Origin of the sequence: Dyadobacter tibetensis Y620-1 (assembly GCF_000566685.1) — a bacterium.
GTDB classification, from domain to species: domain Bacteria; phylum Bacteroidota; class Bacteroidia; order Cytophagales; family Spirosomataceae; genus Dyadobacter; species Dyadobacter tibetensis.
Genome location: NZ_AZQN01000002.1, coordinates 502,374 through 514,405, shown reverse-complemented (window position 1 = coordinate 514,405; position 12,032 = coordinate 502,374). Strand labels below are relative to the sequence as shown.

Here is a 12,032-nt window from a genome sequence, read left to right as displayed (position 1 = left end):
ATATTTACCGAAAAAGTAAGCATATTTCGTTCTAATCTATAGTCTATTCCCTAATTTCAACTGATGTGGTATCAAATTTTCTCAATTTTCACGAAAAAAGGTCTGGTACAATATTATTAAGTAACCCGACAAATCATTAGGGTATATTGCTAATTGTGAAGAGATGGAAAAATATGCACTGAATAGAGAGGCTGAGCCCCAAAAGACGGGCGTTACATTTAATGAAAAGGGATTGGCACAAGTTCAAGTCTGGGCGCCCTTAGCAAGTCTTGTGGAAATTTGTTTACATAAAAACCAGGTAAGGCTAGCACTAAATCAATTGCAGGATGGGTATTGGGGCATAGAAACAGATGCCCTTAGTCCAGGTGACTATTATAAATTCAGTCTCGATGGCACACCGTTACTTCCAGATCCCTGTTCGAGGGCTCAACCTGAAGGAGTCCACGGACCTAGTCAGGCGATTCGCTTAGACGATTTTTGCTGGACAGATAGCAACTGGAAAAATATACCTCTATCGGAGTACGTCATTTATGAGCTACATGTAGGTACATTCTCCGATCAGGGTACTTTCGAAGGCGTACTAAACCGGCTGGACTATTTGGTAGATTTAGGTGTAACAGCTATAGAAATTATGCCCGTCGCTCAGTTTCCCGGAAAGCGCAACTGGGGTTATGACGGAGTTTTCCCCTTCGCCGTTCAGAACTCTTACGGAGGCGCCAGAGGCTTGCAGCAATTGATTAATGCTTGTCACCGCAAGGGGCTAGCCGTTATTCTTGATGTAGTGTATAACCATATGGGGCCTGAGGGTAATTATCTGTCTAGCTATGGTCCCTACTTTACTGACAAATACCATACGCCTTGGGGATCGGCGGTTAATTTTGATGATGCTTATTGTGATGGAGTCCGGAGATTCGTTCTGGAGAATGCCAGAATGTGGTTTGAAGATTTTCATATAGATGCTTTACGCCTGGACGCTGTGCATGCCATTAAAGATTTTAGCCCTAAACATATCTTACAGGAATTAAAAGAACAGACGGTAGAGATCATGCAAAAATCGGGAAGACCACATTTCCTGATCGCCGAGCTGGACTTAAATGATACTCGTTTTATCAAGCCCATAGAGCTTGGAGGGTATGGCATGGACGCACAGTGGATTGATGAATTCCACCATGCCCTACGGGTAGCGAGTGGACAGGAACCGGTAGGTTATTATTCGGATTTTAATGGATTGGATCATCTGGCGAAGGCCTTTAGAGATGCTTACGTATATGATGGGGGGTATTCAGAGCATCGTAAAAAATATTTTGGTGTACCCGCCGAAAATTGTAGTGGAGAACAATTTGTTATTTTTTCACAAAATCATGATCAAGTAGGCAACCGCATGCTGGGGGAAAGGACTAGTACCTTGCTAGGGCCAGCAAAGCAACGACTGCTCGCCGGAGCGGTGATTATTTCGCCCTATATTCCTTTGCTGTTTATGGGGGAAGAATACGCAGAGCCCAATCCCTTTCAATATTTTATAGATCATGGCGATGTAGAATTGGTACAGGCAGTGCGGGAAGGCAGAGCCCGGGAATTCAAAGATTTTCATCGAGGGTCTCCTCCCGATCCGTTTGGAATAGAAACTTTTATGAATTCCAAAATGCAATGGGAGCTTCTTTCCAAGACAAAGCATCAGCAGATGAGAAATTATTATCAGCGTCTTATAAAGATTAGAAAACAGCAAGAGGTGCTGTCGAGGCTGGATAGACATGCGGTTGAGGTAGAGCTGCATGCCCAGGGGAAGGTACTGGTGATTACTCGCCGCTTAAAGGACAAGATAGCCATTTCAATCCTCAATTTTAGTAATGAAACCCAACAGTTGAACCTGCCTGATGAGGCTCCCGCCTGGTACAAACTAATCGCTTCAAGCGATACCGAGTGGGGGGGCTGGAAGACGCTTCCGGAAATGGTACCGGACCGACTCTCGTTCGCACTCCCGGCAGAATCATTTTCACTTTACACCAACACGATATGAATAGTATTAAAACATCCTATAGAATTCAATTTCATAAGGATTTTGATTTTAAAAAATTCAAGAAAATTATTCCTTACCTGATCGAGTTAGGCGTTGGGACCATTTATGCTTCTCCTATTTTCAAATCGACTGCAGGTAGTATGCACGGCTATGACGGCGTAGACCCTAAACAGATTGATCCGGAAATAGGAACAGAGGAGGAACTCTTAGAAATAAGTCAGCTTTTAAAGGAGCATGGTATTGGATGGTTACAGGATATTGTTCCGAATCATCAAGGTTTCAGCCTGGAGAATCCTTGGCTCCTCGATGTCTTAGAAAAAGGAAAGGACTCATATTACGCTGCCTTTTTTGATATCGAGTGGAATCATCCTGAGGCTAAGGGCAAACTATTATGGCCTGTTTTGGACCGTCCCTTGGAGGAACTGATACGTGAAGGGCAGTTCTCATTGGCATATATAAATCAGCGCCTTTATTTTAGATATGGAGAACAGCTCTTTCCCCTTCATCCGCGCAGTTATTTGGAAATCTTAGAGACTGAATCGCTAAGAAATAATCAGGCATTTAATTTGCTTTTTGAGCAACTCTCTACAGCGCTAAGCCTGGAGGATGCCCAGCAATTTGCCTTGCAATGGAATGAAATTCGGGCTCAACTGGAGGCTCTTTTTCAGTCAGATTGGGAAAAAGGGCTCTTTGAGGCGAGAATATCAGAAGTAAACGACGAAGAATTTCTCAAATCCCTTATACAGCAACAGGCCTATATTCTGCTTCACTGGACGGAGTCGAGTCGTAAAATGAACTACCGGCGATTCTTCACCGTAAATGAGCTTATATGTTTGAACATTCAGAACGAGACAGTATTTACTCAGTATCATGAGCAGATTGAAAAACTTCTTAACGAGGGCGTATTTACCGGGCTAAGAGTAGATCATGTCGATGGACTGTATGATCCTCGAGCTTATTTGCATCGCTTACGATCTATGTTGACCGATGATAAATATTTGGTTGTAGAGAAGATATTAGAGCATGGAGAGATGCTTCCGGAGAGCTGGCCTGTGGAGGGCACAACTGGTTACGAGTTTTTGGCATTGGTTAACAATCTTTTGACTCAGTCCAGGCAGGAACGGAAGTTTACCGATTTTTACAATCGTTTTATTCAAAGCGATGAAGCACCACAATCGTTACAGATTGAGAAAAAAAGAATGATTCTCCAAGAGCATATGGGGGGGGAACTCGACAATTTGTTTGAGTATTTAAATACTTTATTATTAGTACCAGAAGGATTTAAAGAAGAAGATTTCTCTATCCTCAAAGAGGCTCTCGGAGAGATGCTGGTCTACTGTCCAGTTTACCGATATTATGGTCAAAAATTCCCTCTTGACGCAGAAGAGACATGCTGGATTCATGATATTCTGGATCAGGTGAGAAGTTCCTTGCCTCAACTTGGCGTGGGGGTAGAGGCCTTAGAAAAAATATTAATTGTCAATCCTAAGGAGGCTAATGATTCCTATAATGAGAGAGTAGGTCAATTTTACGCCCGTTGTATGCAATACACCGGCCCCCTTATGGCCAAAGGGGTGGAAGATACCTTGATGTATGTCTATAATAGATTTATAGCGCATAATGAGGTAGGAGATTCGGTGGAGGCTTTCGGAATCAATAGGGAAGAATTTCACCGGAAAATGATTCTAAGGCAGGCCCAAACGCCTTTGTCCCTTTCTACAACAGCCACACATGATACCAAGAGAGGTGAAGATGTACGGGCACGATTAAATGTCTTAAGCAATATACCAGAAGTCTGGTTCGAAACGGTTAATAGTTGGTCACAGTTTGTGGATGAGACGTTGGTTTCAGATGAAATTCCAGATAGGAATGATCAGTATTTTATCTATCAGACACTGGTGGGAACCTATCCTATCGACGATGCGGACCATGCCAGTTATACGGAGCGCCTCAAGGCCTACTTACAAAAAGCATTTAGGGAATCGAAGAGGCGTACCAGCTGGGACAACCCAAATCAGGAATATGAAGCCGCTGTAGAGCTATTTGTAGACTACATATTAGAAAAGGAGGGTGCCTTCTACGACTTTTTGATTTCGCTCGTTAAAAGAATTGATGGATTTGGAAAGCTTAATTCTCTGTCGCAGCTCTTGCTGAAATTTACCTGCCCAGGAGTTCCAGATGTCTATCAAGGAACAGAATTATGGGATTATTCCTTTGTGGACCCGGATAATCGACGCCCTGTAGATTATGATAATAGGCAGCGCATATTAGAATGGTTATATTCTGACGAAAATATTGCCGACCACCTTCCCCATACCATGTGGGAACAGGGGAAAACGGCCGAACTAAAGCTTTGGTTTACCAAGCAACTGATGCATTTACGGCAGGACGGCGACCATATTTTCACGAAGGGGTCTTATATTCCCCTACAGGTAGAGGGGCAATATGCAGACAATTTGCTGGCATTTGCCCGGGTTTATAAAAACAGATATATCGTGGTTATAGTCCCTCTTCACCTCGCAGAGCTGAGTGGAAAAGAGGCAGATTCAATAGGTCAGCTGGACTGGAAGGATACGTGTGTACATTTTCCTGATAGCCAGCAGGTAGACTGGAAGAATTATCTACATGCGCAGGAATACCAGGGAACGGAAGGCTTTATGGTCAGTGAAATATTCAATGGTTTTCCTTATGCTGTAATGACAGGAGAGCGGATCTCTAAGGGTAGGAGCGCAGGAATTCTCATGCATATCAGCTCCCTAGCTGCTCCATTTGGTATCGGGGATTTAGGGCCTGAAGCATATGGATTTGTCGATTTCCTTGCCCGAAGTAATCAATCTGTCTGGCAATTATTGCCCTTAAATCCTACCTCGGAGCATGAACACCATTCTCCGTACAGCACTTTGTCTAGCCAGGCCGGAAATATGCTCCTGATTAGCCCCGCTCTATTGTACAGAGACGGACTGCTGGAGAACATCAACTTAAAATCCTATTATAGGAATAATGAAGGCAAGGTAGATTATAAAGCCGTGCTCGAAGTGAAGGGGGAAATATTGAGTCGAGCTTACGAGTCTTTTAAAAACAAACGATCCTCCAAGATGCTGCGTGCCTTCGATGATTTCTGTAATAAAAACCTATCCTGGCTCGACGATTACGCTTTGTTTATGGTCATTCGTGATATGCACGAATGCAAACCTTGGTATGAATGGGAACCGGCTTATCGCAAATATGATCCCGAACAGTTGCAAAAAGTGTCCGACGAGAAGGAGGATGCGTTGCGTTATCAAAAGTGGATTCAGTTTATTTTTGATCGGCAATGGAAGGCCTTGCAGAAATATGCGCATCGGAAACAGATATGTCTCCTTGGTGACATCCCATTCTATGTAAGTTATAATTCTGTAGATGTATGGGCCCACCAGTCTCTGTTTAAGGTGGATGAGGAGGGTGAAATGGTTGGAGTTGCGGGCGTGCCACCTGATGCCTTCTCTGCGGAAGGGCAACTTTGGGGAATGCCCACTTTCAACTGGGAATATATGAAAGAAAGGCAATATGATTGGTGGGTAAGCAGGCTCAAAAAAAATAAAGAATTATTCGACCTACTTCGGTTCGACCACTTTCGCGCCTTCGTAGACTATTGGGAGGTACCCGGTTCCAGCCCTACCGCTGAAGGAGGGAGCTGGGTTGCCGGCCCAGGTACTGATTTCTTCGATACCATTAGCCGGGAACTTAACGGATTACCATTTGTAGCGGAGGATCTTGGAGCTAGCAATCCAGAAGTTTTCCGTATCCGCGACCAATACAGGCTGCCCGGTATGAAGGTCCTTCAGTTTGCCTTCGACGAAAATTTTGCACAAAGTCCTCATATTCCTCATGAATACGGGGTTGACTTCTTGGTCTATACCGGTACTCACGATAATAACACCACTTTAGGATGGTTCCAGGATGAGACGGATGAGGAGATACGCGCCCGCATTGAATCTTACGTAGGTTTTAAAGTCGATGAAAAAAATGTAGTAGATACATTCATCAGATTGATCTATGCCTCTGTAGCCCAGACCGCAATATTGCCCATTCAGGATGTTTTGTATCTGGGTAGCGAAGCCAAAATGAATCGTCCTGGGACTACTGAGGGCAACTGGTCCTGGAGACTATTGCCCGGGCAGCTAACCAATGCCGAAGAAAACTCCCTAAAATTGTGGACAAAATTGTATAACAGAGGCTGACGTTTATGTGTAAAAGACTTCCCTGTTTGAGGCTCCTCGGTTTATTTAAGTGAGTGTCTGGTGACAGGAAGCTGAAGCGTATCCTGGGTACACTTTTTGTTATTGCTGCTGCATTGTTAAATATGAAATCGTCAAGCGCATGGGGCAGGGAGATAATTTGGTTCAAAAAGTTGCAAAGATTTGGAGGATGCACAAGAAACAGGAGCAAGGTTTCAAGTCGGTTATGAGCGCAGATATTTCTAATGAGCTCCGCCGGATTTGTGCCTGTGGTCATATGAGTTCTGTACTTTTTCTTAATGAAATCTGCACCCTTTACGAAAGTCTGAAGAATTGTCTGGAGGACAGGGACCTGGACAGTATCGTGATGTCCCGGACCATGAACTTAGGAAAAGATGGGGTGAAATCGGTGTTGCAGCAATTATTTTATACGCAGCAGGATCTCTTAAATGCCTATAATGAGCTCGTAGAAGGGGAAGTGCTGGGTGGAGAAGCCTTGCTTTTCTGTCAGGATCATTTTGCTCAGTTATTAAGATTAGATGCTTTTTTAAAGAAAGAAGTAAGGTCGTATGAACTCGGTACCAAAACGGCCTACCAGGTGGTAGCCTGAGGTAGGGAAGGCCTTAAAAAATATGTGTTTATACCTTCAAAAAACTAGAATTTTGGTACGATTATTTTATCACTCTATATAAACAGTCACACTAAAATAATATTTCATTTTAATCAATAACGTAACGTTAGAATTATGAAAACTTCGAAGAAAAAAGCACAGAAACAAATTACAGCTTCAGATAGCGAGAAACTAAAATCACTTTTTGTAGACGGCCTTCAAGACCTATATTGGGCGGAGAAGAACCTTTCTAAGGCATTGGTTAAAATGGCCAAAAATACTACCTCCGACGAGCTGAAGGAGGCTTTTGAGACCCATAAGAAACAGACTGATGGACATGTAGATCGTTTGGAGTCCATTTTTGAAATGGTAGGTGAGAAGGCCAAAACCAAAAAATGTGCCGCCATGGAAGGGTTGATAGAAGAGGCCAATGAAATTATAGAAGATACGGAGTCTGGAACCATGGTTCGGGACTGTGGATTGATTATGGCCGCCCAGAAGGTGGAGCATTACGAAATTGCGTCATATGGAACACTCCGCAATATTGCCCGTACTCTAGGCCATGAAGATGCGGCCAAACAATTACAGTTAACTCTAGACGAGGAAGGTGACACGGATCATCTGCTTACTGAATTGGCCGAAACGTATGTCAATCAGCAAGCTGGGGACGAATAGATAAATCCATATTTTGATAAAGTTATCAACTAAAAAGGGCTTGAGATCATTCTCAAGCCCTTTTTAGTTGTTGAACTGTAATTTATTCCTGGTGTGGAGAAGGACAAATTAGCACAAGCACCGATCTACTTGGGACCTCAATAATCGCTCCGGTAGGGTATTCCTCTGGCTGTCTTTCGACTATTCCAGTGCTGGTGTCTATCACTTTATACCACACTGTTCCTCGCTCGTCTGGAGGGACGGTATAAATTACGGGTTCATAATGTGCGTTAAACAGGATATAAAAACTATCATCCCTCATGGGGTCTCCCTGATCACTTCGGCAACGTATTCCCTGCCCATTGAGGTACAGGCCAAGAGATTTTGCGAAGTCATGTTCCCAGTTATGACTGGACATAAGACTTCCGTCCGGGAGATACCAGCGAATATCTTCAATGCCCGAACCTTCTACTGGTAGGCCCTGAAACCATCTTTTCCTTCTGAAAGTAGGATGTGATTTTGTGAATTGGATGATAGCCTGACAATATTGGAGCAAGTTTTCATCTCGCTGCGCCCAGTTTAACCAAGATATTTCATTATCCTGGCAGTATGCATTATTATTACCATATTGAGTCCTGCCGAATTCATCACCGGCTACCAGCATAGGCACTCCTTGTGACAGGAAAAGCGTAGTCAGGAAGTTGCGTTTCTGTTTATCCCGTAGAGCGATGATCTCAGGATTATCGCTAGGACCCTCTTCTCCACAATTCCAGGAGCGATCATGATCAGCCCCATCCCTGTTGTCCTCACCATTTTCCAGATTATGCTTCTCGTTATAGCTCACCAGATCATTCAAGGTGAACCCATCATGAGCCGTAATCAGATTAATACTGGCTGTAGGACTTCGGTATCCGCCCTGATACAAATCAGAGCTCCCAGTAATACGTCGAGCAAATTCGGCCAGGGTACTGTCGGCACCCCTCCAGAAATCGCGTACACAATCGCGGTACATACCATTCCATTCGGCCCAACCCACGGGAAATTTCCCCACCATATATCCGTCCTGGTGAATATCCCATGGCTCGGCAATCAGCTTGACTTGGGATATAATGGGGTCTTGATGTATAATATTAAAGAAGGAGCTCAAGGTGTCCGTTTCGTGGAGTGAACGGGCTAAGGATGAAGCCAAATCGAATCGAAAACCATCTACATGCATTTCAGTAATCCAATAACGCAGACTATCCATGATAAGTCCCAGGACATAGGGGAGGCGGGTATTTAGAGTATTACCCGTTCCCGTGTAATCTACATAATAGCGGGGATCTTCCTGGCTTAATCTATAATAAGCGGGATTGTCAATACCCTTAAAGGAAAGTGTAGGGCCCAGATGATTGCCTTCGGCGGTGTGGTTATATACGACGTCCAGAATTACTTCTATGCCAGCTTCGTGCATAGCTTTCACCATTTCCTTGAATTCGTATACCTGTTGTCCAGCAGAACCGGATGAGCTGTATCGTACATCCGGTGCGAAAAATCCCAGGCTATTATAACCCCAATAATTAGTAAGTCCTTGATCTACTAAATGGCGGTCACTAACAAAATGATGCACCGGCATTAATTCTATGGTTGTTACCCCTAATTTCTGTAGGTATTCAAGCATCACCGGATGAGCCAGTCCTGCATAAGTCCCTCGAATTTCTTCAGGAATATCAGGATGCATATAAGTGAGCCCTTTCACATGCGCCTCATAAATAATGGTATCATGGTAAGGTACATTCGGAGATTTGCTATCGCCCCAGTCAAAACGATTGTCGATCACCACAGACTTAGGGATAAAAGGTGCGCTATCGGTACTGCTAAAACTATAATCTTCTTCGTCGCTGCCGATTTGATAACTAAATAAGGCATCGTCCCAGACGACCGTCCTGGATATCGCTTTGGCATAAGGATCGATAAGCAACTTATTGGCATTGAAACGTAATCCGTGTGCTGGCTCGTAAGGTCCGTCAACACGATAGCCATACAATTGACCTGGCTTGATGTCGGGGATATAGCAATGCCAGATAAAGTGGGTAACTTCCTCTATTTTTATGCTGCACATTTCCTGTTCATCCTTATCGTAAAGGCATAAGGTTACGGCAGTTGCGTTTTCGGAAAAGAGGGCAAAATTTACCCCTTTACCGTCCCAATGCGCACCTAAAGGATAGGGCTTGCCTGGTAACACATGCGTTTCTCCGCCCAGTCTATGCGTTAAGACTTCATTTGCAATTTTTTTGTCCATATCATTTTAGTTAAAGAATTCATAGTGAGAAAAGTTGATCAGTTGGTCAGTAGCTAATTTTTCCCCAGTTTATTTATTACTGGTGATCCGGAGTGCTGGTGTACCGGTACTTTAATATCAACATGGCAATGTTTAAGAGCATGGAGAAGGCATTGGTGATAATTATGGGCATATCGTTTTTTTCGATCCCATAGTAAATCCATAGGGCATTTCCGCTCATGAGCACAATAAACATAAAAGTGGATACCTCAGATGCCGCCTTGCTTTTTATAGTTTTTACAAGTTGGGGTATCAAAGATGATGAGGTACAAATACCTGCTACAATCCCAAGCCCTTGGATAAAATTCATACCTATAACTTTATGTATTTGTTGTAATTATAACCTTAATGCCATTATAATATTCGTGCCAGATTTTACTGGATACAGTTAATCATCATAATGGGGATGGAACAATTTTTTATAGAATTGAGCTACAGATTATGCTCAGGTAAATCAACTGATTTTTTCACCATTATTCAGGTTGATTTGGAAGAGCATTTTCATTTCCTTTTTTGATGTACAAATGATAAAATCATAGATTTATGACTAACAGAAAATTTCAGACAGGAGATTGGGTCAAGCTCCAACAAGGAACCCAAGCAATGACCGTTGTCGATTATGTGAATCAGGAGTCAGAGGCTCCAAATGTAAAATGTCGCTATACCGACCAGGACGGTCAAAGCCAGGAAGACGTTTATAAGGAAGAAGAACTCGTATTACTTAATGCATAGAGTAAATATAAAATTGAGAATCATGAAAGAACATAATGAGACAGGTACAATTCCTGCCCAGTATGATGGAAAGGAAATTGTCGCACAAACAATCAGGGAGTGCGAAACCATAGAGGCAGCTGTCGCTCTTTTCGAAGTTGCACGTCTGAGGCTATTAGATGTTAATCGTTGGAATGAGCTTACCAACCAGCCCGTTACGAATTTTCAGATAACGGATCGGTTTGGTACTCCTGTAGATAGAACCGTAGAAGAAGGCGATTGCTTGCGTATTGACATTCCAGGCCCAGGTACCAAATCGGGGGATGGTCGAGATTGGGTTATGGTAGAGTTGATAAAGGAATACGATGCTCCCAATGTGAAAAGTGTAGGCATCAGGGTTAGGCCGACGACTAATCCTGGAAAGATGGATAAGGCCACTGCTCACTTTTACGGGCCAGAGTCTACGAGTACTTTCACGATTACCCAGGAGGGTAGGCAAGTGACAGCGGCCATTTACGATAAAAACTTACAGATAAACGATACAGCTGAAAATTTGGGGGATGACATCCGAAATAAGCTGGTGGGTATTATCGGTATCGGTGTCTACTCTCATCATCAATGGAAAATGTTGACGGAGGGGCTGTTAGACTAAGTAACGACTTCGCGTTTTCATTAAAAAGGGTGCTTTGAAAGCACCCTTTTTAATGAAAAACTTTTTGTAACTTATCTGTATTCTGGATTGGGGGCGTTATGGTCGCTTTTATCCCAATCCGAACGCTGATTGCCATGCGATGGGAAACCAGTCTGGAGCAACTGGGCCAAGTGCATCAGATTCCATGTCATGAAGGTTGTATTCCGGGTAGTGAAATCATTTTGAAGTCCGCCTTCTTCTTTATTCAAATAGGAGGGGCCGGGCCCGGCTTCACCTATCCAGCCGGCATCGGCTTGAGGAGGAATACTGTAGCCCAAATGTTGCAGGCTATACAGGATATTCATGGCGCAGTGTTTAATTCCATCCTCGTTTCCGGTAACAACGCACCCTCCCACCTTTCCATAATAGGCATATTGTCCCTGGTTATTTAAAATAGCTGAATTGGCATACAGTCTTTCTATAGCTTGCGCGGCCACCGAAGACTTATCACCAAGCCAAATGGGCGTTCCCAGCACAAGGATGTCTGCAGCCATAATTTTTTCCTGTATAGAGGGCCACTCATCCACTTCCCAGCCATGCTTGGTCATATCGGGCTGAACTCCATGGGCAATCTGATGATCGACCAGCCTTATCATCTGTGTTGATATCCCATTGGCTTCCATGATGGTTTGCGACATCCGCATCAGCCCTTCTGTATTCGAAATTTCTGGAGATTTTTTGAGGGTGCAGTTTAAAAAGATTGCCGATAGACTGCTGAAATCTTCCGTATTCTCTTCATTCCATCGCTTTTGTATAGTGTTTAAAATCATATCCATATTAATAGGCTGTTTAGTTATAACTTCATCCGAATC

The 12,032-nt window shown here is 43.5% G+C and carries 9 protein-coding genes; 6 read left to right on the top strand and 3 right to left on the bottom strand.

Annotated elements, in window-relative coordinates; all coding sequences use genetic code 11:
- The first annotated feature begins 163 nt into the window (after positions 1-163).
- The 4 genes from treZ (at position 164) to X939_RS0105795 (ending at position 7,519) form a co-directional block, all read left to right on the top strand.
- On the top strand, positions 164-2,017 hold the full coding sequence (gene treZ / locus X939_RS0105810; RefSeq protein ID WP_044198521.1) for a malto-oligosyltrehalose trehalohydrolase: 1,854 nt from the start codon (positions 164-166) through the stop codon (positions 2,015-2,017).
- Positions 2,014-6,237, top strand: a complete 4,224-nt coding sequence (gene treY, locus X939_RS0105805; RefSeq protein ID WP_025762323.1) for a malto-oligosyltrehalose synthase — start codon at positions 2,014-2,016, stop codon at positions 6,235-6,237. The genes treZ and treY overlap by 4 nt, the downstream gene beginning before the upstream one ends.
- 187 nt (positions 6,238-6,424) lie before the next feature.
- Positions 6,425-6,844 (top strand): hypothetical protein, encoded by a 420-nt coding sequence (locus tag X939_RS0105800; protein ID WP_131694652.1) that lies wholly within the window; start codon positions 6,425-6,427, stop codon positions 6,842-6,844.
- Positions 6,845-6,979: 135 nt separating this feature from the next.
- Positions 6,980-7,519, top strand: coding sequence for a YciE/YciF ferroxidase family protein (locus tag X939_RS0105795; protein ID WP_025762321.1), 540 nt, complete (start codon positions 6,980-6,982; stop codon positions 7,517-7,519).
- 82 nt (positions 7,520-7,601) lie between these two features.
- Here the strand turns inward: X939_RS0105795 and glgX are convergent, their stop codons facing one another.
- Complete coding sequence (glgX, locus tag X939_RS0105790) at positions 7,602-9,779, bottom strand: glycogen debranching protein GlgX (protein WP_025762320.1); 2,178 nt, start codon at positions 9,777-9,779, stop codon at positions 7,602-7,604.
- Between the two features lie 76 nt (positions 9,780-9,855).
- Positions 9,856-10,128 carry an SWEET family sugar transporter gene (locus X939_RS0105785; RefSeq protein ID WP_025762319.1) on the bottom strand — a complete coding sequence of 91 codons (273 nt, stop codon included), beginning with the start codon at positions 10,126-10,128 and terminating at the stop codon, positions 9,856-9,858.
- 233 nt (positions 10,129-10,361) lie between these two features.
- On the opposite strand from X939_RS0105785, the gene X939_RS0105775 reads away from it, so the two are divergent.
- Together X939_RS0105775 and X939_RS0105770 are read left to right on the top strand one after the other, a co-directional pair.
- A complete protein-coding gene (locus X939_RS0105775) occupies positions 10,362-10,550 on the top strand; it encodes a DUF2158 domain-containing protein (RefSeq protein WP_025762318.1) in 189 nt (62 codons plus the stop codon).
- A 22-nt stretch (positions 10,551-10,572) separates the two neighbouring features.
- A complete protein-coding gene (locus X939_RS0105770) occupies positions 10,573-11,181 on the top strand; it encodes a hypothetical protein (RefSeq protein WP_044198665.1) in 609 nt (202 codons plus the stop codon).
- 71 nt (positions 11,182-11,252) lie between these two features.
- On the opposite strand, the gene X939_RS0105765 is transcribed toward X939_RS0105770, so the two are convergent.
- Positions 11,253-11,996, bottom strand: coding sequence for a flavodoxin family protein (locus tag X939_RS0105765; protein ID WP_229236003.1), 744 nt, complete (start codon positions 11,994-11,996; stop codon positions 11,253-11,255).
- Positions 11,997-12,032 lie beyond the last annotated feature (36 nt).